Origin of the sequence: Streptococcus sp. A12 (assembly GCF_905372335.1) — a bacterium.
Classification (GTDB): Bacteria; Bacillota; Bacilli; order Lactobacillales; family Streptococcaceae; genus Streptococcus.
The window spans coordinates 20,422-41,084 of the sequence record NZ_CAJPOU010000007.1; the positions used below are offsets into that span (position 1 = coordinate 20,422).

Here is a 20,663-nt window from a genome sequence, read left to right on the forward strand (position 1 = left end):
TCAGATGGCACGATTAAATGTCAAACCCACTCGGATGGAGTTAAACACCCTCAAAGAGCGTCTGAAAACGGCAACCAGAGGACATAAACTTCTCAAGGACAAACGAGACGAGCTCATGCGACGCTTCATCGAATCGGTCCGTGAAAATGACCGCCTCCGTCAGAAGGTTGAGGCAGCTCTCATTGGCAATATGCAAGAGTTTGTCCTGGCTAAATGTCTGGAAAATGACCTCATGGTCCAGGAAATCTTTGCAGTTCCGACGCGGGAAGTCAGCCTGCATATCGAGACGGAGAACATCATGAGTGTGCGTGTGCCCAAGATGCATGCCCATATTGACAATCCATATGGAGACGATGAGGGAGACGTGGTCTACAGCTATGTGGCTTCTAATAGCCAGATGGACAACACCATTCAAGAAATGGAAGAGCTCCTTCCAGACCTGTTGCGCTTAGCAGAGATTGAAAAAACTTGTCAGCTAATGGCTGATGAGATTGAAAAAACGCGTCGTCGGGTCAATGGATTGGAATATGCGACCATCCCAGATCTCAAAGAAACCATCTATTATATCGAAATGAAACTCGAAGAAGCCGAACGCGCCAACCTGGTCCGAATGATGAAGGTCAAATAAGATACAAAGCCGTTAAGCAACTCAAAGGAAAATAGAAAATCCAACGACGAAGAATCAGCTTCTAGTTGGATTTATCTTTTTCCAAAGAGTTGTAGGCGTGTTCAATTAATAAGATACAAGCCGTTAAAAACAGCACCCCAAGTGATGTCTACAAGACACGAACTTGGGGTGTTTTTTAGCTTTTATTCAACTGAAAAATCTTTCAAAATTCCCTCGTTCATGGCTTTCAAAGGCTTCTGATACAATGAATTTGTTTGAGTATCCAAATAGTACTAACTGTCATTAATTGTTAAGAGAATGTAACAAGAAAGGGCTAATGTTACAAATTAGGGTCAGTTAGATTAAAAGAAAAGAAGAGCCATTTTAAAGACAAATAATGTGGTAGAATATTAAATGTATCTGTCTGGAGATAAATCTCCGATAATAAGAAAACGAGGAAATAACGTATGAAGAAAGTAAATAAAAAGGCTTTAATTGCGTCGACTGTTACTATGGCGGTCTTGCCATTTACAACTGGTAAAGCAGAATCAAATGGGGATTGGGTTGCCCGTTCTGTAGATGAAATTCGTGCAGATATTTCAACTTCAGAAAACAAACAAACCTACACCATCAAATATGGGGATACCCTAAGCACGATTGCGGAAGCTTTGAATGTTGATGTAACTGTTTTGGCAAACTTGAACCAAATCAGCAACATTGATTTGATTTTCCCAGGAACTGTCTTGACAACAACTGTCAATGATCAAAACCAAGTAACAGGTGTAGAAATCCAAACTCCTACAGCAGGAAATGCTGATGCAACTGTGACAACTTCTGCTGATTTGACAAACAACCAAATCAAAGTAGACAACCAAACTGTTGCAGTGGGTGATTTGACAAAACCAGTAGCAGATGAAAGCAACCAAGCTGTAGAACTCCCTCAAGCACCTGCAGTTGTAGCAGCAGTGGCAGAGCAAGTATCAGAAAGCTTGCCAACTCCAGAAGCACCAGCTGAAACACCTGCCCCAGCTGCTCCAGTAGCAGAGGAAGCCCCAGCACCAGTTGTTGAAGAAGCACCTACGCAACCTGCTGTAGCGCCAGCTGAAGAAGCGGCTCCTGTAGAAGCACCAGTTGTTGAGGAAGCCCCAGCGACTCCAGTAGCTGAACCAGCTCCAGTCGTAGAAGTTCCAGCAGAACCAGAAGTTACTGCGGTTGCTTCAACACCACAATATGGTGCCCCAGCACCAGTTGTTGATACTACAGCTTCAACTCCTTCAACAGCAACTCCAACTTCAAATGAAGGTCTTCGACCTCAAACAATTAAATTCAAAGAACAAGTGATTAATGAACTTGGCTTGACTGATATCGGTGGTTACCGTCCTGGTGACCCAGAAGATCACGGTAAAGGTCTTGCGGTCGACGTTATGGTTCCAGAAAGTTCAGAGATTGGTGATCGAGTAGCTCAATATGCAATCGATCACATGCAAGAAAATGGAATTTCTTACATCATCTGGAAACAACGTTTCTATGCTCCAGTAAATAATATTTATGGACCAGCAAACACTTGGAATGAAATGCCAGACCGTGGTAGCGTAACAGAAAATCATTACGACCACGTACACGTATCATTCTACGAATAATCAAGTTATACCAAAGAATCAGGAATGTCCTGATTCTTTTTTCGTATAAAAAATAGATCCCATTGCTCAATGGGATCTAGCGGATTAAAGGATGATATCAGATTTTTCAACTTGATAGAGAGCCATACTCATAAACAAAGCAACAACAAGAAGAATAAGAATCCCGGGTGTCCAAGAGTGGAAGATTTGTTGGCTTGAACCAAATAAGATAGGTCCAAGTGCAGCAAAGACGTATCCTCCCGTTTGAGCTAGTCCAGAGAGCTGAGCAGTTTTCTCAGGAGAGCTAGACTTCATGGAGAAGGTAACCATGAGGTAAGGGAATAAGATACTCGTAAAACTTCCGATCAAGATATTCAGGATCAACCAGTAAATGAAGTTGTCTGTATTTAGTAACAGCATGGCTATTCCAGTAAAACCAGCCAAAACAGTCGTTATCAGCATGATGCGACGGTTTCGTTCAGAAAGGCTGGTGGTGAGACTTGGAATGGTCATAGAGAAGGGAAGACTCATCAGGGTGAATACAGATGCTAAAATTCCTGCATTGGCTTGACTGATGCCGGCTTGGGTCGCCATGGTAGGAAGCCAGGTCATCGTGGTATAGAACAAGAGAGATTGTAGACCACAGAAGAGCATGATAGCCCAGACCTTACCATTCTTATACCAGCTAGTCTTATTTTCATTAGAAGAGGAGCTTTTTTTCAAATAATGATTATGACGAGCATTGGGGAGCCAGATCACAAGTGCAAGCGCACAGACAACTGTCAGAACCCAAACCAGACCTTGCCAAGAGGTGGCTTGAGTGATAGGAACAGCGACAGAAGAAGCTACCGTAGTAGACAAGCCCATTGCAGTGATATAGAGGGTTGTTAAGAAGCCAAGACGTTTTGGCTCATTGGCTTGGATCAAGCTTGGTAGAAGGACATTGATAAAGGCAATAGCAGCACCAATCAAAAGAGTTCCCACATAGAGGAGAGGCAGATTGATGGTGCGTAGAGCAGATCCAATCGTCATCAGAATCAAAACTCCAAGAAAGAGTCGCTCAATCCCAAATCGTCTCGCCCAGCTAGTAGCAAAAGGAGAGAAAATAGCGAAGGTTAAGAGGGGCAGACTCGTCAAGAGGCCGAGAGAACTCACCTCGACACCAAAGCTAGCAGCAATATCTGATAAGACAGTGGAGAGGGTCGTAAATGGGGCCCGCAAGACCACTCCTAGTAAAAGGATCCCTGGAATGAGAAAACGTGAATGGTTTTGTTTCATAATGTACCTCCTTGTTCGAAAATGAACAGCATCCGTATCATTATAGCACAAGAACTTGGAGGAGGCAAAAAGAATTATCGGGGAATAAAGCCCGTAAAATAGCTATTTTGCCTATAAATATAGGAAATAATAGAAAGATAGAGCTGAAAAAATTTTTGAAGGTTTTAAAACTTTCTTCACACATACTTTTTATAGGAGTCTAATTATCTTCGCTCAAACTGCGTCAACGTCCCTAAACTCGCCGATGCTCGTAAAAAAATAAGGAACGTAGTTCTCACTGTCGTTCGAACTGCATCAATGTACCTAAGCTCACTAACGTTCGCTAAGGTACATAGAAAAAGCCACCGGATTTGGTGGCCTTTATGGGAGATTATTATGAAAAAGTTTAGGATTTTCTATCAAACAAAGTTAGGAGGTCTTCATTTGATGATATTAGTATAAATCGGAAAACTTAAAGAAAACTTAAGATACCTTCCTGTAATTATAAATCAGTCTTAAGACGGATGGTTTGATTTGTAGCTGTCATTCAATCTCATTCTAGGTGAACTTGCATTATTATCAGAATTGTGAGAAAATAGTCTTCATTAAAGGAGGGAAAGGATAGCGAGATGAGAGAGGATATCAAGATTAACGACCGTGCCCTGGCACTGGAGAAACAATTGATTGAGAAGTTAGAGCTTGTGTTTGATACCGATGTTGAGTTGGACGTCTACAACCTCGGTTTGATTTATGAGTTGGATCTGGATGAGGAAGGGACTTGCAAAGTAGTCATGACCTTTACCGATACCGCTTGCGACTGTGCGGAAAGTTTGCCTATCGAAATCGTCGCCCGCCTAAAAGAAATTGACGGTATTGAAGACGTCAAAGTAGAAGTAACCTGGTCACCCGCTTGGAAAATTACACGGATCAGCCGGTATGGGCGCATCGCCCTTGGGCTTCCCCCACGATAAAAAAGTTCTTCTTCCTGAATACAGAGAAGAAGATTTTTTTATCCTTGATTCCCCCCAAAAAACAGGTCCCAGTATTACTGGAAAGACCTGTTTTGTTTTCTATTCATCTTGTTTTTTCAATACAAGCGCACTTCCTGCACCCGCAAAGGCTAAACCTGCCACAAGAAGGCCAGTACTGATGACTTCTCCGGTAGAAGGAAGTCCTTTTTTCGGTTCTTCTTTTGGTTTTTCACCTGGAACAGATGTTTTCGGTTTTTCCATTGAAGGTGGCGGTGTATTTCCTTTTGGAGGCGTATTTGGAGTCTTTTCATTTGTGAAAAGTCCCTTGTCCACTACAAGATCTGCCGCTCTATTAAAGTCACTTGCTGCAACCTTAATCGTATCTGTTGAAAGTTGATAACCGATTGGTGCTGTGAGTTCCTTGATCACATAGTCCTTAGTTGCAAGACCTACGAAGCGAACCAAACCAGTGGTGTCTGAGGTAGCCGTTGCTTGACCTTCCCCGTATGGATTGGCAACTGGGGTCACGCCATCTGCCTCAAAGAGACCGAAGACTGCACCAGCCAAAGCTTTCCCACGACTATCAACCTTGTGCAATTGAATCGAATAGAGTTTTGTTTTTGGTTTATCCACTGTTGGTGGTGTTGGCGGAATTTCAGTGAATGGTTTATTGACCACATTTCCCTTATCCACTACAAGATCTGTCGCGGCATCAAAATCGCTGGCTGCTACCGTAATAGCATCCTTCGCGATTTGATAGCCTGCAGGTGCTGTCAGTTCCTTGATTACATAATCTTTGGCTTCAAAGCCGATAAAGCGAACCAAACCAGCCTCATCTGAGGTGGCCCTTGCTTGACCTTCACCATATGGGTTAGCAACTGGAGTCACGCCGTCTGCCTCAAAGAGACCAAAGACTGCGCCGGCTAGAGCAGCTCCCTTGTCATCGACCTTATGCAATTGAATCGAATAGAGCTTCAATTCCGAGTTGTCCACTGTTGGTGGTGTCGGCGGAATTTCGGTGGTAACAACTTTGTTAACAAAATTTTGCTTCTCTCCATCGATGGCCACTTGGGCTTGTAATTGGCCAGATGCATCTTTTGTGACCGTCACTGTTACCTTCACTTCTTCTGCATCATACTGGACTTTTTCGTCAGTTCCCTTGACTTCTGAGACGGTAAAATGATAGGTTCCTTCTTTGGTAAAGCCTAGGTTTTTAAAGGTAACCTTACCGTTTTTATTTTTAACGGTCTTAAGGACTTTCCCCTTCTTATCTTTTAATTCAAAACTGAATTGACCGTCCTTGAGTTCTCCACCCAGGAGTTGTTTCTCAAGCTCGATAGTCGCTTTAGCTGGCTCGAGTTTTTTATTGATCACTTCTTTACGAATCACATGATCTTGAGTATCTGCCTGATGAATCGTTATTTCTTCATCTGACAAGGCATAACCAGCTGGAGCTTTGGTTTCTTTGATGGTGTATGTTTCTTCGTCTAGTTGATCAAAGGTTACTAAACCATTGGCATCTGAAGTTGCTGTTTGGACAAGCGTGCCATTATGATACAGGCCGAATTCAGCGTTAGCTAATGCTTTCTGATCCTCAGACTTTTTGGTCAATTGAACTGTATAAAATTCCTTTGAGCCTCCGCCCCCATTATCTTGATAAACAACAGGGTATCTTGAGGTATAAGCATATCCGGAATCCAAGTCCATCCGTGCATCGTTATTCAGAGTGATTCCGCTTGTATGTTTTCCAGTCAGCTTCACATCGTATTTTACATAGTAGCCTTTGTTTGGATCAAACGGGGGAAAGCGCAAGGAGAATGATTTCCCATCTGCAGAAAATTGAGGAGCATAACTTGCGGTCACATCTTCTGCCCAACCAAGTCGAAGAGAATTATCTGATGTGTCTGTATACCAATAACCTGACAAGACTTGGAAGCTAGATGGATCAATCCTTGCATTATCAAATTGAAGGGTATCACTTACCGTAAATTCCCCAAGATTTGCGTAATTCTGGTTAATGTACAAAATATAATGTAGTTTACTACCATCATTTTCATCTTGCCAACCAGATTTCGCAAAGGTCTGAGGTTCCGTTCCAGCAATTCCTGTATAGTCTACAGTTCCGGCATAATGCGGAGTTTGGTTGACTGTAACGGTTACTGGAATTGATTGCGCATCGCGCACCACATTTCGATCGACTCTCACCGTCATGTGGAAATTACCTGTGAAACCTGTACCTTTGGATACATAATCAGTGAATGTTACGGTTACATTCTTGTTGCTTGCATCTGCAGTAGCAACCGCTACGACCTCTCCATTTGGGTCTAAGATATTGAACTGAGAACCTACAAATACGAGTTCATTTGGCAAAGAGACGGTGATTGTGTCTCCAGGTTGTACCTGACCTCGATTGAATGCAAAATCTGCATTCAGTCGCATATTGGTCCAACCTCCAACGCCCTCTGTTAATTCTCCTCCTTGAGAATTTTGAAGGGTCACATTGGTAAGGACATTATTCACTTCTGCTGCCTTCACCCTTGTGGAGCGAACTCCTAGCGCAATGAGGGAGAAGAGTAAAAAGACTCCCGTTAACGCGAGTAGAATACGACTAAATTTTTTCATTTTAACCTCCCATTATCTACACCTTAATGACGCGTCATCAAGATACAGAAAAACACGCCCTAATCGTGTTTTATCAAAATTTAGTTTCATTTCTGAAATTATATAACATTTTTTTAAAAAAAGGAATCCTATTCATAAAAAAATTCGCAATGTTATCATAATGGATATAGTAGGTGAAAAAATAAAATGAAAACCTTGCCAGCAATTGCTGGACAAGGCTTTTTCAACTATAGTACATTAAGATTTACCAGACTGTTCCATATTCCAGAAGTCTGTCACGGCACCACGAGAGGCTGAAGAAACAATGTGGGCGTATTTACCCAGCACCCCACGGCTATATAGCGGTGGCAAGGTTGTTTCAGCTTTCCGTTTGGCCAACTCTTCATCTGAGACGTGCATGGTGATTTCTTTGGTATCTTGGTCAACTGTTACCAGATCCCCTGTGTGGAGATAGGCGATTGGACCGCCGACCTGAGCTTCAGGCGCAATATGTCCGACAACGAGACCATAAGTACCACCAGAGAAGCGTCCGTCTGTCAAGAGGGCCACCTTGTCCCCTTGGCCTTTCCCAACGATCATAGATGACAAGGACAGCATTTCCGGCATACCAGGACCACCCTTAGGTCCTACGAAACGAACAACAACAACGTCGCCATCCACGATTTCATCCGAAAGAACCGCTTCAATGGCAGCTTCTTCCGAGTCAAAGACCTTAGCAGGACCAGTGATGTTACGAACTTTCACACCTGATACTTTGGCAACCGCCCCTTCTGGAGCCAAGTTCCCTTTCAAGATGATCAATGGACCATCCGCACGTTTTGGATTTTCAAGTGGCATGATGACTTTTTGACCTGGTGTCAAATCAGCAAAGGCTTCCAAGTTCTCAGCTACTGTTTTACCAGTACATGTGATGCGATCCCCATGAAGGAAACCATTCTTAAGAAGGTATTTCATGACAGCTGGCACGCCACCGACATTGTAAAGGTCTTGGAAGACGTATTGACCAGAAGGTTTCAAGTCTGCCAAGTGAGGCACGCGCTCTTGGAAATCGTTGAAGTCTTCAAGGGTCAAATCCACATTGGCCGCATGAGCGATTGCGAGCAAGTGAAGGGTCGCATTGGTGGAGCCACCCAGCGCCATAGTCACTGTAATCGCATCTTCAAAGGCTTCACGGGTCAAGATATCAGATGGTTTCAGTCCCATTTCAAGCATTTTGACAACTGCACGACCCGCTTCTTCGATATCGGCTTTTTTATCAGCTGATTCAGCAGGGTGAGAAGATGAACCTGGCAAGCTCATACCAAGGACCTCAATCGCTGTCGCCATGGTGTTAGCCGTATACATACCCCCACAGCCACCAGGGCCAGGGCAGGCATTACATTCCAGTTGCTTCACTTCTTCAGCAGTCATATCACCGTGGTTCCATTTCCCTATCCCTTCGAAAACTGAAACCAAGTCGATATCCTTGCCGTTCAGATTACCCGGTGCAATGGTACCACCATAGGCAAAAATCGCAGGGATATCCATATTGGCAATGGCAATCATCGAACCAGGCATGTTCTTATCACAACCCCCGATGGCTACAAATGCATCCACGTTGTGACCGCCCATAGCCGCTTCGATAGAGTCCGCAATGATATCACGAGAAGTCAAGGAGAAGCGCATCCCAGGCGTTCCCATAGCAATCCCATCGGCAACCGTAATGGTTCCGAATTGAACCGGCCAAGCTCCCGCATCTTCTACACCTTCTTTGGCCAATTTTCCAAAATCATGAAGGTGCATGTTACAAGGCGTGTTTTCAGCCCAGGTAGAGATTACCCCTACGATTGGTTTTTCAAAGTTTTCATCTGTCATCCCAGTTGCCCGAAGCATAGCCCGGTTAGGGGACTTGACCATGCTGTCGTAGACGCTACTGCGATGGCGAGTATCTAATTCTGTCATCTGATTCCCTCTCACGTATTTTTTATTATTATAGCACAATTTACGGCCCAACGACAGAAGAAAATTCTTGAATTTTCAGACAATTCAGCTTGCTCGGTTTCTTGCTAAAATAATTTACAGTTATATCTTGACTTTTATAAGCAAAGTGATATCATTTAGATATCACAAAGAAAGAAGGGCTCGTCTCATGGAAGAAAAAATTTTAACCCAAAAGAAAAACGGCTTAGCTGCCCTTATAGGATTGCTAGTTGGGGATCTTGTCTTAGTTTTAGCCTTTATTAGTGCGATTGCTAGTCTACCAGAAGGTTTTCCACTTGCGATTGCAGTTATTACTTGTATTTTTCTCTTTATTGCTAGTCTGGTGTGCTATGCGGGGATCAAAATTATTAAACCGCAAGAGGCCTTGGTTTTGACCTTGTTTGGGAACTATATTGGAACCATTCGAGAAGCGGGTATTTACTTTGTCAATCCTTTCTGTGTCGCTGTCAATCCTGCCAATAACACCCGCTTGGGCCAAAGTGGTGATGTCACCACCAAGTCATCCATGTCTGTCAGTAAAACAGCAGAAGGTAACAATATTTCTATCGAGACAGGTAAAAAGAATATTTCCTTAAAAGTGATGACCTTGAACAACTCTCGTCAGAAGATTAATGACTGTTTGGGAAATCCTGTAGAAATCGGTATTGCAGTCACTTGGCGTGTAGTGGATACGGCTAAAGCAGTCTTCAATGTGGATAACTACAAAGAATATCTCTCATTGCAGTGTGATAGTGCTCTTCGTAATATTGTCCGCATCTATCCTTATGATGTAGCTCCTAATGTCGATACGACAGGAGACGGCCAGGCAGATGAGGGTAGCCTAAGAGGCTCCAGTGAAATTGTGGCCAGTCGTATTCGAGAAGAGATTCAAGCACGTGTAAAAGATGCTGGGCTCGAAATTCTAGAAGCTCGTATTACCTACTTGGCCTATGCTCCAGAAATCGCAGCTGTCATGCTTCAACGCCAACAAGCTTCTGCCATTATCGATGCGCGGAAGATGATTGTAGACGGAGCAGTTGGGATGGTTGAAATGGCCCTTGAACGCCTGAGCGAAGGAGAGATTGTAGAGCTAGACGAAGAACGGAAGGCTGCCATGGTTTCGAACCTTCTTGTCGTTCTCTGTGGCAATCATGATGCACAACCAATTGTCAATACGGGAAGTCTCTATTAAGAATGGCTGACCAAAAGAAAAAACAGATTCCACTTAGATTGTCAGCCAAGTTATATGCTGCTATCGCATCATGGGCAGAAGATGACTTTCGATCGGTCAATGGGCAGATCGAGTACCTGCTGACAGAATGTGTCAAACAACGAAAAAAGGATGGCAAATACGTTTCGGAAACGATTGATGAGCCATTTGAAATAGACCTTTAAGGAGAACTCCTGTTCCATTTGATGGGGCGGGAGATTTTTTTAACAATTTTTTGTCAAGTAACTTTACTTTACAAAAAAGTTTTGTTATACTGTTAAAGTTGATGAAAATCAAACCTAATTGAATTTATATCTTAAAAGGAGAAAAACGAAATGGCAGTACCTGCACGTCGCACATCAAAAGCGAAGAAAAACAAACGTCGTACACACTACAAAGTAACAGCTCCATCTGTAAACTTTGACGAAACTACTGGAGATTACTCACGTTCTCACCGTGTATCACTTAAAGGATACTACAAAGGACGTAAGATCGCTAAAGCTGCATCAGCTGAATAATAGAAGGGAGATACCATGCGCGTAAATATTACACTTGAACACAAAGAATCTGGTGAACGCTTGTACCTTACTTCTAAAAACAAACGTAACACTCCAGACCGTCTTCAATTGAAGAAATACTCACCAAAACTTCGCAAACACGTCGTGTTTACAGAAGTTAAGTAATTAAGTAAGCAAAAGCCTTTGAAATCAACGTTTCAAAGGCTTTTTTCTTTTTGTCAAATGCAGTATATTTCAGTTCAATCACTATCTTTGTCACTACTTTTTTAGATAAATTTCAATGAATATACTAGATTATAGAAAGAATATAAAAAACTATGACTTTCCGAAAAAAGCCTGTCCCCGAAAGTTGGGAATTTGAAACGATGAATATACAAAAACAACCGGAAAAGAAACAGTTCCCAACTAGTTCTTCTCTGGTTGTTTTTTTATAAATCATACATAAAATAAACTTTCCTAAAAAGAGAACCGGATGACTCTTTTAAAAATCTAATATATATTAATGATTAGTTCACTTTCTATACTGATCTAACATATTGTTGATTGTTTGTTTTAAATCATCTACTAATTTTTGAGGTTTAGTGATCACCAAACTATCTCCCTGACTTAGTAGCCACCTTTTCAGACCTGGAGTATATTGCGTTTCAATCTCCATAACTGTCTGATTCTCTTCTTGACTTAAAATTTTTGTATTGGGAAATTGATCCAGAACAATAGAGGGATCATTGTTAAACTTGAGCCTGATTTTTATGAGAGATCCTGAAAATGCATCAACTTTCATGTTTCTCACATCTCCATCACGAAACTTATTGCGATGGGGTATGTTTGGTTTCTTACTATCGCTTAATTTCCATCTTTTGATACGATCAATTTTAAACGTTGTATATGTCTCATGCTTAAGGTGATATGCAACTAAATAGAAATAGTGAAAATCATAATACATTGAGACTGGGAAAACGATGTGCTTTTTTACAAAATCTGTATAGGGACTTTTATATTCTAATTCAATTACTTGTTCATAAATAATCTTTTCTGAGAGCTCCCATGTTTTAACTATACGATCTTGCTTGTCAGAGATTGGCTCGTAATTTAATTTTTCGCTAGCTATAACTGATTCGATTAATTTTTTATCGTCTATTGAAAGTGTGTTTAATAAACTATTTATCACTCTATTAAATTCATTTTTATTTAATGCTCTGTTTTCCAATAATATTTTAGATATAAATAGTACTTCTTGCTTTTCTACAGTTGATGGTCGATCTATTGAATATTTTTTTATATCTCTATTGTAAACAAGATTACCTAAAATACTTGAATGAACAGACACAAAATATCTCAAAAATGATAAATCTCTTTGTATTGTTCGTTCATTAACTTCAAATTCATCTGCTAGAGATTTCTTTTGTAATTTCTCTCCAAAAAACAAACGTAAAAATATATTAAGAATTCTTTCTTGATCATTCATATTGATTACCCCACATATTAAAAATTATAACATACTAACAAACCTTACAAAATTTGTTTTTTACAATCTTGACAATTAAAAAGGACAAATATTGTCTATCTGATCTGATATAATTAACACATAGTGAGTTTCTCACTAATGCTTTTAGAAAAAATTTAATTAATATTTTACCTTTACTTAAGGAGTTTGGATCATGAAAGAAATGCAAATTGTTTATCAAGGACAACATCAATCTTTTGAATCTTTATCATATATTGTATTCGATATAGAAACAACCGGATTAAATGCTACTAAAGATGAACTTATTCAAATTAGCGCCGTAAAAATTGAAAAGGGAGAGAAAATTGATAGTTTCAATGAGTATATTACTCCTTCTCAACCTCTCAGTGATTTTATAAAAGAAATTACCAATATTACAGATGAAGATATAATGAATTCAAAATCATTACCAGAAGTACTACAAAACTTTTTAGATTTTGTTCAAGATAGTGTACTTATTGCTCACAATATAACTTTTGAAATGAAGTTTCTTCAAGAAAAACTAAAAAATTGTCATTACCTGCCATTAGAAAATACTTATATCGATTCTCTGGAACTCGCTCGCCGTATTTATCCAGATAGAAAAAGACATGGGCTTGTACCACTGATCCGAGATTTTTTGAACAGTGAAGACTATAGTGGCCAAGGTTGTTTGGCAGGTGTAAACGCGCTTTGCAAACTGTTTCCTATCATGTTAAACGAAACCCTAGCCAAATATAATTTTAAAGAAATTGAACAACTAAATGATTTACCCGTAAAAAATCTATCTATATAAAAAATGTAATTCTAGAGTTTTTAATCTGTTGTCTTTGAAAAATTCCCTACATTGACAATACTTGCACTAGGTAAATAATAGATTTTATTTAGGAGAAAATAGATTATTATGAAAAAACAAACTATTGTTTATTGTTATAGGATGACCCATGATTATGGTATAAATCCTTGTGTTTTTACTGAAAATTATGATAAAACACCTCAGCTTCTAAGTGAAGGTGGTTGTATGCAGCAGCTAAGAAGAAACATTAAGAAGAACTGGGCCGATAAAATTAATAATAATGAAGTGGATGCATACATAATGGCGATAGCTGGCCATTCGAAAGATGGTCAACAGTGGAAAGATGACCAAGGCACCTTTATTACCCCCAAATACAATCATTTAATTTTTGTGGCTAAAATTAGTGAAATTATGACTATGGGAGAATATTTAAGATCTCCAAAGTCAGAAAATCGGCGGGATTCGTATACTTATCAATGGATGATTGAGCATGATGGATTGCATAATACTCATTTTATGAATGAGGTGGTTATTCTCGCAGACCGTTTTAGCTATTTTGGAAAATCTCCTCTTGAAATACCGAAGGAAATCCTTTCCTTTTTTCCTATGGGAAGCCGAGCTAGACTAAATGGCAAACCATTTCCGCGATGGAATGCAAAAAATGGGTTTTATAATTCAAATGATCGATTTATGGATACTCTAGAGTTAGCAAATTTTGCTGAGAATTTACTAGGATCACAAAACAAAATTATTGATTTACCATACCATCCATTCTACATAAAAGGAAACAAACTATGAAAATCATTTTATCTAGAAAGGGGTTTGATTCGTCTAATGGAGGAATTCCAAGCCCAATCTTACCTGACGGAACCTTATTATCAATACCAATTCCTGGGAAGTTTGATAACTTATCTTTTGATGATTTAAACTATAACGGGGTTAGTTTCTCAAATATTTTAAGACAATTGAGAGGAAATGAAGATAAGACTAATCATTATAACTGCCATCTTGACCCTGATATAAGAGAAGGTCTGAGAAATGTGCCTGTCTCTGACTGGAAACCTGCATTTGGACAGATTAATAGTTCGCAAGGTTTACTACGAAACCAAAATGTTGCGGTTGGGGATCTCTTCCTATTTTTTGGTTGGTTTAGACAAACCGAAGGAGATATTCAGGATGGAACACTACATTTTAAAAAAGGTTCACCTGATTTAAATATTATTTATGGTTATTTGCAAATTGGTGATCTAACAAATAATCAAGATATATTGAAAAAAAGTTATTCTTTTCATCCTCACTCTAACAATCATCTGATCAATGCTAAATCAAATATGTTGTATATGCCCAGTGATAAATTAGCATTTTCATCTAATTATAAAGGTTATGGAACATTTGATTTTGATGAGAAGAGAGTATTAACCATGAGAGGAAAAAGCAGAAGTGTTTGGAAAGAAATCCCTGCATTAATGCCTGAAAATCTATGTGGTAATCATAGAAATTCTGCTAAAAACGAAGGAATACAATATTCTGGAATATGGCAGGAAAAAGTATTAATGGAGAATAAAATCACAACTAATTGGGCAAAAAGTCTATTTTCGTAATTGGAAGGCAAATTAATACATATTCTAGACATTCCTAATATACCAACACTAGTATAGTCATTACGTATATTAGATGACAAAGAATTATCCAATTTAACACTCCAGCAAGAGGAAACATCCACCAAACTGTTGACCTAAATTGCTATCGGTATAAGAGCGTATTCTTATGAGAACAAGCAAAAACAACCGGAAAAGAAACAGTTCCCAACTAGTTCTTCTCTGGTTGTTTTTCATACTAACGATTTTTCCGACTTAATTGGTAAGAGTACATCACAGGGATAAACACAATGGCGAGGATGACCAGCACCAGCACATAAGAAAGCGCGAATTGAAGGCCAGCTTCCAGTAGGAGGATCAAGCCACCAAGCACCCACAACTTCCCTGCCAAGCGATGGGTTTTGTGCCAGTTATCTTCACTCTGTAAGGTCCAAGGTAGGCGGATTCCAACCGTGTGATTCACTTTCAACTTAGGCATGTAGTTGCCCATGATCACAAAGATGAGTCCTAGCAAAGCCGAAACAAAAACAGATGGATTGGTAGTAGAACCTAGCGCTTTGCTATAGATGAGATAGGAGACGATTAAGGAGACTATTGGAATCAACCAGTAGATTACTTTGACCATTTTCTCATTCATAGTACGGTTCTTAGGATCACGTCCGATCATAAAGATCACAAACAGATGCACCAAGAGAAGGAAAACAGGAAGACCAAACACAGCTAGTGCTTTCGATTGGAAGTTATTGGCCTGACCAGCAGCGTTAAAGTGAATCGAGATTTGGTTAGGCAATTGCGACCAAATCATCAGTCCCCAAAGTATGGGGAAGAGTGTTACGGTAGAAGTTACAGTCAATAGGGTTTTATTCGTTTTCATCAGTAGAGTCTCCTTTCAAATCAACGAGCCAGACCATTAAATCCTCTAAGACTGAAGTATTGAGTTCATAGTAGATAAAATTCTTCTCTTTTTCCTCTCGAATTAAATCTGCCTGCTTGAGTATGCTTAAATGATGGGAAATGGTCGCTCCTGCTACATCAAAGTGGTCAGCGATATCGCCAGCGGATAATTTCCCTGCCTTTAGCAGCTCTAAGATACTTCTTCTTATCGGATTCGATAAAGCTTTAAATGTTTGCGCAAAATTCATTCTCTATCTTCTCCAATCTATTTAGATTTCTTTCTAAATAGATTCTAGTACTTCCAGATAGATTTGTCAACTCTATTTAGAAAAAAATCGAAATAGGTCTGAATTGGATCTCCTTACGACCTGCTAGAAAGATACTATTACTAGTAGGAATGTTGTTTTCGAATACAAAAAACCTCTAGCCATTAGCTAGAGGTTGCGATTTAGTCAGGTTTATTGATTTGAGAGTTTACGTTTCAATAAGATAGCACCTGATAGAACAACTGCTCCTAGGACAATGAATCCAGTAGCGGCAACTTCACCTGTACTTGGGAGAACTTTCTTCCGACCTTTACCGTTGCCATCGCCGGTACCTTCAGTTGTTGAAGATGATGGAGTTGGGTTTGGAGTAGTCGTCACTTTAGTAGTCGGTTCTTCACTTGTAGTAGTAGTTGTAGTCGTGGTTTCGCCTGTAGTAGTAGTTGTAGTCGTGGTTTCACCTGTAGTTGTCGTGGTTGAAGTAGTAGTCGGCTCTTCAGTTGTCGTAGTCGTTGAAGTAGTAGTCGGCTCTTCGGTTGTCGTAGTCGTTGAAGTAGTAGTCGGCTCTTCGGTTGTCGTAGTCGTTGAAGTAGTAGTCGGCTCTTCAGTCGTCGTAGTTGTTGTAGTAGTCGTCGTTGTAGTCGTGGTCGTCGTAGTTGTTGTTTCTTCTTTCGGATTGACGATCGTCTTGGTTACTGAGTGATCGGCTTTGAAATCTTCAGCATTGACTTCGGTATCTGCAGATTTGATGGTGTACCCTGCAGGTGCTTCAGTTTCAGTTAAGATATACTTATCTTTTAACAAGGCATTGACAGTAATGTTTCCATTTTCGTCGGTTACATATTCACCGATGACTTGGTTGTTCGACTGACGTACGACCTTGAATTTCGCACCTTGAAGAGGTTGGTTGGCATCATCTACTTTGTGGATATTGATGGTAAATACATAACCGATACCAGAGCCACCAGCGATTTGTACAGCGGCAGCATTTGTTACGGCTTTGTCATCAATGTTTTTTCCTCTTAAGATGGCATCATTTTTGAGGAGTTCACCATCTACAGGTTCGTAGTTGAGCTCAACGTCGTAAGAAATGCGATACTGGTCGTTTTCAGTGATGTCTCCTAAGTCAACTACAAAGGATTGACCGTCTTCACTAATAGTCACCTTGTGTTGGTCAGTGACATCCGTTCGGTTGCTAAATTGCCATTCACCTGCTACAAAGGCAAAGGTACCTTTCAACACCTTGATGCTACCAGGTACATAAGAAGCGTTGGTGAATTTCATATGGTCTTCGATGGTCACGCTATTGATATTTTCTTTGGTCCGGTTGACAGAAATGGTATAGGATACCTTCTTGTGATTGTCTGAATTCACCCAGCTTGTCTTTGTCAAGACTTTGGGATTTCCGTCTCCAATTCCCTTGAAGTTCACTTTGCCGCCGATTTTTAGCTCGTTGTTAATGGTGATTTCAATCGGGATTTCTCCTTTTTCAGGGTGCTTCTGGAAATCAATCCGTGCATAGAAGAAGAAGGAACCGTTTGTGTCAGAGTGTTTTTCAACATAGTCTGTATAGGTGAGGGAAATCGATTTTTTTGCAGCATCTACGGTTGCATGAGCGATGATCTCGTTGGTATTAACATCTCGAATCTCGAAGCTGTCTGAAGAAATGATGAGGGCCTCTGGCACAGTCACGACAGTGGTGTCCCCTGCCTTGACATTTTTTCCAGCTAAATCGTAGGTGGCATTAATTCGGAAAGTAGCCCACTGTTCCAACTCCCAAGTGAGATCTCCACCTTCGTTATTGGTGACGTTAACACTGGTTATTGTGTCCGCAAATTTCCCTGTTACCGAAACAGTCGATGTTTCAGCAGATGATCTATTCAAACCTAAAGTGAATAGGGTGACTAGTAAACAAAGAATAAACGGGAAAATCAAAAATTTCTTTTTATCCATAATTTTCTTCCTTTTTCATAAAATGGGTATTTAATAAACAATCCTACTCTTAGTTCAACTAAGACTATCAGTAGGTTTCCAAAAGATGGAGTCGCTATTAAACGACACGGTATTGCGACAGGTTACTCGGTTGTTAGTTATGCTGTTGTTAAGAATAAAATCCTCCCTTTGTTCAAACAATCACAAGATCGTTTTCTTAGATAGATTGTAGCACAAAAAGCACCTTATTTCAACAGTATAACTTTGATTGTTAAAATAAAAATGAGTATAAAATAGATAGGTTAAATAGCTGAAAGGAGTAGGTCTTGAAACAGCTTTCAAAACCCTCTTTTTGAAGCAGTAAGTATTGCTTTTTCTCTAAAAAAGCGTATAATCAAATTCATACTATCTAAAGGGAGTCTCTATGAAGAAGAGTTTTATTCACCAACAAGAAGAAATTTCATTTGTAAAAACAACATTTACCCAGTATTTGAAAGATAAACTAGAAGTCGTTGAGGTTCAAGGTCCAATCTTGAGCAAGGTAGGAGATGGGATGCAGGACAACCTATCCGGAGTGGAAAACCCTGTCTCTGTAAAGGTCTTGCAAATTCCTAATGAAACTTATGAAGTGGTTCATTCCCTTGCAAAATGGAAGCGTCATACCTTGGCGCGATTTGGCTTTGGGGAAGGGGAAGGTCTCTTCGTCCATATGAAGGCTCTTCGTCCAGATGAAGATTCTTTGGATGCGACCCACTCAGTTTATGTCGACCAATGGGACTGGGAAAAGGTCATTCCAAATGGGAGCCGTAACCTAGCCTACTTGAAGGAAACAGTTGAAAAAATCTACAAGGCCATTCGTTTGACGGAGTTAGCTGTCGAAGCTCGCTATGATATTGAGTCTATCTTGCCGAAGCAAATCACCTTTATCCACACAGAAGAGTTGGTTGAGCGCTATCCTGATTTGACACCAAAAGAACGGGAAAATGCCATCACCAAAGAATATGGAGCAGTCTTTTTGATTGGGATTGGTGGCGTCTTATCAGATGGCAAACCGCACGATGGACGAGCGCCAGACTATGACGACTGGACAACGGAGACCGAAAATGGCTACAAGGGTTTAAATGGGGATATCCTTGTTTGGAATGATAACCTAGGGGCGGCATTCGAACTGTCTTCTATGGGGATCCGGGTCGATGAAGATACCCTCAAACGCCAGGTTGCTATTACAGGAGATCAAGATCGTTTAGAATTGGAATGGCACCGCGCGCTCTTGAATGGACTGTTTCCGCTAACTATCGGAGGTGGGATCGGTCAATCGCGGATGGCTATGTTCTTGCTTCGCAAGAAACATATCGGAGAAGTCCAAACCAGCGTCTGGCCACAGGAAGTTCGCGAACAATATGAAAATATCTTATAAGATAGTTGAAAGTAAAGCAACGAAAGAAATCGAGCCTTGCACCTGATGCGGGCTCGATTTTTATGGGCTGGGGAAGCTACCTTTTTCTATTCCTGATGGGCTTGCAGTCTGATTTTATCGCTTGAGCGCTGTCACGAACTAGAAATTATGATAGAATAAATAGTACAAAGCAAGCAAAGGAGTGGTGTCTATGAAATTACAAAAACCAAAAGGAACCCAAGATATCCTGCCACAGGAATCCGCTAAGTGGCAATATGTAGAAGGATTTGCTCGCGAAACCTTTAAAAAATACAATTACGCAGAAATCCGCACACCTATTTTTGAACATTACGAGGTCATTAGTCGTTCGGTAGGGGATACAACGGATATCGTGACCAAGGAGATGTACGACTTCTATGATAAGGGTGATCGTCATATCACTTTGCGTCCGGAAGGGACAGCACCAGTGGTCCGCTCCTATGTTGAAAATAAACTCTTTGCACCAGAAGTTCAAAAGCCAAGCAAGGTTTATTATATCGGGCCCATGTTCCGCTATGAGCGCCCTCAGGCTGGCCGTTTGCGTCAGTTCCACCAGATTGGCGTAGAATGCTTTGGATCTAGCAATCCTGCAACAGACGTTGAGACGATTGCCATGGCTGACCAATTCTTCAAAGAGATTGGCATTGAAAATGTCGTCCTCCACTTGAATACCCTTGGTAGCACAGCTAGTCGGGCAGCTTATCGTCAAGCTTTGATCAACTATCTCCTTCCAATGAAGGACCAACTTTCAAACGATAGCCAACGTCGTCTAGAGGAAAATCCGCTCCGCGTCTTGGATTCGAAAGAAAAAGAAGACAAGCAAGCGGTTGAGAATGCTCCATCTATCCTGGACTACTTGGACGAAGAAAGCCAGGCACACTTTGATGCCGTACGGGCTATGCTAGACGGCCTAGGAATTGACTATGTCATCGATACCAATATGGTACGTGGTCTAGACTACTACAACCACACCATTTTCGAATTCGTAACAGAAGTAGATGGGAATGAGTTGACCGTTTGTGCGGGAGGTCGTTACGATGGCTTGGTAGAATATTTTGGTGGACCAGCAACGCCAGGTTTCGGTTTTGGGATGGGACTTGAGCGTCTTTTGTTGATCCTCGATAAACAAGGAGTTGAGCTTCCTGTTGAGACATCATTGGATGTCTACATTGCTGTGTTAGGTTTAGAAGCAGAAGTAGCCGCTTTGGAATTGGTTCAGGCCCTTCGTCGTCAAGGTTTCATCGCAGAACGTGATTACCTAGGCCGTAAGTTGAAGGCTCAGTTCAAGTCAGCTGACGTCTTTGGGGCCAAAACTATCATTGCCTTAGGTGGTAGCGAGGTTGAAAGTGGGCAAATCACCGTCAAAAACAACCAGACTCGCCAGGAAGTGACCACGTCCATCGAAGAAGTAAAAAATGATTTTCAGACTATTTTGAATCAACTATAAAAAGAAAAGACGGATGCCGAGAAGGTATCGGTCTCAGATTGAAGAAAAAATT

General features: G+C 40.7%; 19 protein-coding genes. 12 read left to right on the plus strand and 7 right to left on the minus strand.

Going from position 1 to position 20,663, the window contains the following annotated elements; genetic code table 11:
* The first annotated feature begins 4 nt into the window (after nt 1-4).
* Nucleotides 5-628, plus strand: coding sequence for a V-type ATP synthase subunit D (locus QZ158_RS01840; RefSeq protein WP_023024951.1), 624 nt, complete (start codon nt 5-7; stop codon nt 626-628).
* Nucleotides 629-1,074: 446 nt separating this feature from the next.
* Nucleotides 1,075-2,247 carry a LysM peptidoglycan-binding domain-containing protein gene (locus QZ158_RS01845; protein WP_293873909.1) on the plus strand — a complete coding sequence of 391 codons (1,173 nt, stop codon included), beginning with the start codon at nt 1,075-1,077 and terminating at the stop codon, nt 2,245-2,247.
* 84 nt (nt 2,248-2,331) lie between these two features.
* Here the strand turns inward: QZ158_RS01845 and QZ158_RS01850 are convergent, their stop codons facing one another.
* Complete coding sequence (locus QZ158_RS01850; RefSeq protein WP_293873912.1) at nt 2,332-3,504, minus strand: MFS transporter; 1,173 nt, start codon at nt 3,502-3,504, stop codon at nt 2,332-2,334.
* 608 nt (nt 3,505-4,112) lie between these two features.
* Between QZ158_RS01850 and QZ158_RS01855 the strand changes: the two genes are divergently transcribed.
* A complete protein-coding gene (locus QZ158_RS01855; RefSeq protein WP_006595245.1) occupies nt 4,113-4,454 on the plus strand; it encodes a metal-sulfur cluster assembly factor in 342 nt (113 codons plus the stop codon).
* A 99-nt stretch (nt 4,455-4,553) separates the two neighbouring features.
* Here QZ158_RS01855 and QZ158_RS01860 read toward each other — a convergent pair whose 3' ends face one another.
* Nucleotides 4,554-7,076: a SpaA isopeptide-forming pilin-related protein gene (locus tag QZ158_RS01860; RefSeq protein WP_293873915.1), complete on the minus strand. Its 2,523-nt coding sequence runs from the start codon at nt 7,074-7,076 to the stop codon at nt 4,554-4,556.
* A 237-nt stretch (nt 7,077-7,313) separates the two neighbouring features.
* Nucleotides 7,314-9,017: a dihydroxy-acid dehydratase gene (gene ilvD / locus QZ158_RS01865; protein ID WP_293873918.1), complete on the minus strand. Its 1,704-nt coding sequence runs from the start codon at nt 9,015-9,017 to the stop codon at nt 7,314-7,316.
* A 187-nt stretch (nt 9,018-9,204) separates the two neighbouring features.
* On the opposite strand from ilvD, the gene QZ158_RS01870 reads away from it, so the two are divergent.
* The 4 genes from QZ158_RS01870 to rpmG all read left to right on the plus strand — a co-directional run bounded on the left by QZ158_RS01870 (nt 9,205) and on the right by rpmG (nt 10,928).
* The gene (locus QZ158_RS01870) at nt 9,205-10,227 is read left to right on the plus strand and encodes an SPFH domain-containing protein (protein ID WP_214255335.1); all 1,023 of its coding nucleotides are present in this window, start codon (nt 9,205-9,207) and stop codon (nt 10,225-10,227) included.
* 2 nt (nt 10,228-10,229) lie between these two features.
* On the plus strand, nt 10,230-10,430 hold the full coding sequence (locus QZ158_RS01875; protein ID WP_003011522.1) for a PTS ascorbate transporter subunit IIC: 201 nt from the start codon (nt 10,230-10,232) through the stop codon (nt 10,428-10,430).
* Nucleotides 10,431-10,580: 150 nt separating this feature from the next.
* Nucleotides 10,581-10,763, plus strand: coding sequence for a 50S ribosomal protein L32 (gene rpmF, locus QZ158_RS01880; RefSeq protein ID WP_000290417.1), 183 nt, complete (start codon nt 10,581-10,583; stop codon nt 10,761-10,763).
* Nucleotides 10,764-10,778: 15 nt separating this feature from the next.
* Nucleotides 10,779-10,928 (plus strand): 50S ribosomal protein L33, encoded by a 150-nt coding sequence (gene rpmG / locus QZ158_RS01885; RefSeq protein ID WP_001265622.1) that lies wholly within the window; start codon nt 10,779-10,781, stop codon nt 10,926-10,928.
* Between the two features lie 346 nt (nt 10,929-11,274).
* On the opposite strand, the gene QZ158_RS01890 is transcribed toward rpmG, so the two are convergent.
* The gene (locus tag QZ158_RS01890; RefSeq protein ID WP_293873933.1) at nt 11,275-12,228 is read right to left on the minus strand and encodes a WYL domain-containing protein; all 954 of its coding nucleotides are present in this window, start codon (nt 12,226-12,228) and stop codon (nt 11,275-11,277) included.
* 193 nt (nt 12,229-12,421) lie between these two features.
* Between QZ158_RS01890 and QZ158_RS01895 the strand changes: the two genes are divergently transcribed.
* The 3 genes from QZ158_RS01895 to QZ158_RS01905 all read left to right on the plus strand — a co-directional run bounded on the left by QZ158_RS01895 (nt 12,422) and on the right by QZ158_RS01905 (nt 14,643).
* The gene (locus QZ158_RS01895) at nt 12,422-13,042 is read left to right on the plus strand and encodes an exonuclease domain-containing protein (RefSeq protein ID WP_293873936.1); all 621 of its coding nucleotides are present in this window, start codon (nt 12,422-12,424) and stop codon (nt 13,040-13,042) included.
* A 108-nt stretch (nt 13,043-13,150) separates the two neighbouring features.
* Nucleotides 13,151-13,840, plus strand: coding sequence for a hypothetical protein (locus QZ158_RS01900; RefSeq protein ID WP_023920118.1), 690 nt, complete (start codon nt 13,151-13,153; stop codon nt 13,838-13,840).
* Nucleotides 13,837-14,643 carry a hypothetical protein gene (locus QZ158_RS01905; protein WP_293873943.1) on the plus strand — a complete coding sequence of 269 codons (807 nt, stop codon included), beginning with the start codon at nt 13,837-13,839 and terminating at the stop codon, nt 14,641-14,643. Before QZ158_RS01900 ends, QZ158_RS01905 begins: the two co-directional genes overlap by 4 nt.
* Before the next feature lie 235 nt (nt 14,644-14,878).
* On the opposite strand, the gene QZ158_RS01910 is transcribed toward QZ158_RS01905, so the two are convergent.
* The 3 genes from QZ158_RS01910 to QZ158_RS01920 form a co-directional block, all read right to left on the minus strand.
* The gene (locus QZ158_RS01910) at nt 14,879-15,514 is read right to left on the minus strand and encodes an SdpI family protein (protein ID WP_293873945.1); all 636 of its coding nucleotides are present in this window, start codon (nt 15,512-15,514) and stop codon (nt 14,879-14,881) included.
* Nucleotides 15,501-15,782, minus strand: coding sequence for an autorepressor SdpR family transcription factor (locus QZ158_RS01915; RefSeq protein ID WP_293873947.1), 282 nt, complete (start codon nt 15,780-15,782; stop codon nt 15,501-15,503). The genes QZ158_RS01910 and QZ158_RS01915 overlap by 14 nt, the downstream gene beginning before the upstream one ends.
* A 210-nt stretch (nt 15,783-15,992) precedes the next feature.
* Nucleotides 15,993-17,750 carry an Ig-like domain-containing protein gene (locus tag QZ158_RS01920; protein ID WP_293873949.1) on the minus strand — a complete coding sequence of 586 codons (1,758 nt, stop codon included), beginning with the start codon at nt 17,748-17,750 and terminating at the stop codon, nt 15,993-15,995.
* 403 nt (nt 17,751-18,153) lie between these two features.
* Between QZ158_RS01920 and asnA the strand changes: the two genes are divergently transcribed.
* Nucleotides 18,154-19,146, plus strand: coding sequence for an aspartate--ammonia ligase (asnA, locus tag QZ158_RS01925; RefSeq protein WP_048692049.1), 993 nt, complete (start codon nt 18,154-18,156; stop codon nt 19,144-19,146).
* 190 nt (nt 19,147-19,336) lie between these two features.
* Nucleotides 19,337-20,611, plus strand: a complete 1,275-nt coding sequence (hisS, locus tag QZ158_RS01930) for a histidine--tRNA ligase (protein ID WP_293873953.1) — start codon at nt 19,337-19,339, stop codon at nt 20,609-20,611.
* Nucleotides 20,612-20,663: the final 52 nt, after the last annotated feature.

Coding starts and splice junctions, on each gene's coding strand:
- QZ158_RS01840 (WP_023024951.1), top strand. CDS start 5: ATGGCACGATTAAATGTCAAACCCACTCGGATGGAGTTAAACACCCTC.
- QZ158_RS01845 (WP_293873909.1), top strand. CDS start 1,075: ATGAAGAAAGTAAATAAAAAGGCTTTAATTGCGTCGACTGTTACTATG.
- QZ158_RS01850 (WP_293873912.1), bottom strand. CDS start 3,504: ATGAAACAAAACCATTCACGTTTTCTCATTCCAGGGATCCTTTTACTA.
- QZ158_RS01855 (WP_006595245.1), top strand. CDS start 4,113: ATGAGAGAGGATATCAAGATTAACGACCGTGCCCTGGCACTGGAGAAA.
- QZ158_RS01860 (WP_293873915.1), bottom strand. CDS start 7,076: ATGAAAAAATTTAGTCGTATTCTACTCGCGTTAACGGGAGTCTTTTTA.
- ilvD (WP_293873918.1), bottom strand. CDS start 9,017: ATGACAGAATTAGATACTCGCCATCGCAGTAGCGTCTACGACAGCATG.
- QZ158_RS01870 (WP_214255335.1), top strand. CDS start 9,205: ATGGAAGAAAAAATTTTAACCCAAAAGAAAAACGGCTTAGCTGCCCTT.
- QZ158_RS01875 (WP_003011522.1), top strand. CDS start 10,230: ATGGCTGACCAAAAGAAAAAACAGATTCCACTTAGATTGTCAGCCAAG.
- rpmF (WP_000290417.1), top strand. CDS start 10,581: ATGGCAGTACCTGCACGTCGCACATCAAAAGCGAAGAAAAACAAACGT.
- rpmG (WP_001265622.1), top strand. CDS start 10,779: ATGCGCGTAAATATTACACTTGAACACAAAGAATCTGGTGAACGCTTG.
- QZ158_RS01890 (WP_293873933.1), bottom strand. CDS start 12,228: ATGAATGATCAAGAAAGAATTCTTAATATATTTTTACGTTTGTTTTTT.
- QZ158_RS01895 (WP_293873936.1), top strand. CDS start 12,422: ATGAAAGAAATGCAAATTGTTTATCAAGGACAACATCAATCTTTTGAA.
- QZ158_RS01900 (WP_023920118.1), top strand. CDS start 13,151: ATGAAAAAACAAACTATTGTTTATTGTTATAGGATGACCCATGATTAT.
- QZ158_RS01905 (WP_293873943.1), top strand. CDS start 13,837: ATGAAAATCATTTTATCTAGAAAGGGGTTTGATTCGTCTAATGGAGGA.
- QZ158_RS01910 (WP_293873945.1), bottom strand. CDS start 15,514: ATGAAAACGAATAAAACCCTATTGACTGTAACTTCTACCGTAACACTC.
- QZ158_RS01915 (WP_293873947.1), bottom strand. CDS start 15,782: ATGAATTTTGCGCAAACATTTAAAGCTTTATCGAATCCGATAAGAAGA.
- QZ158_RS01920 (WP_293873949.1), bottom strand. CDS start 17,750: ATGGATAAAAAGAAATTTTTGATTTTCCCGTTTATTCTTTGTTTACTA.
- asnA (WP_048692049.1), top strand. CDS start 18,154: ATGAAGAAGAGTTTTATTCACCAACAAGAAGAAATTTCATTTGTAAAA.
- hisS (WP_293873953.1), top strand. CDS start 19,337: ATGAAATTACAAAAACCAAAAGGAACCCAAGATATCCTGCCACAGGAA.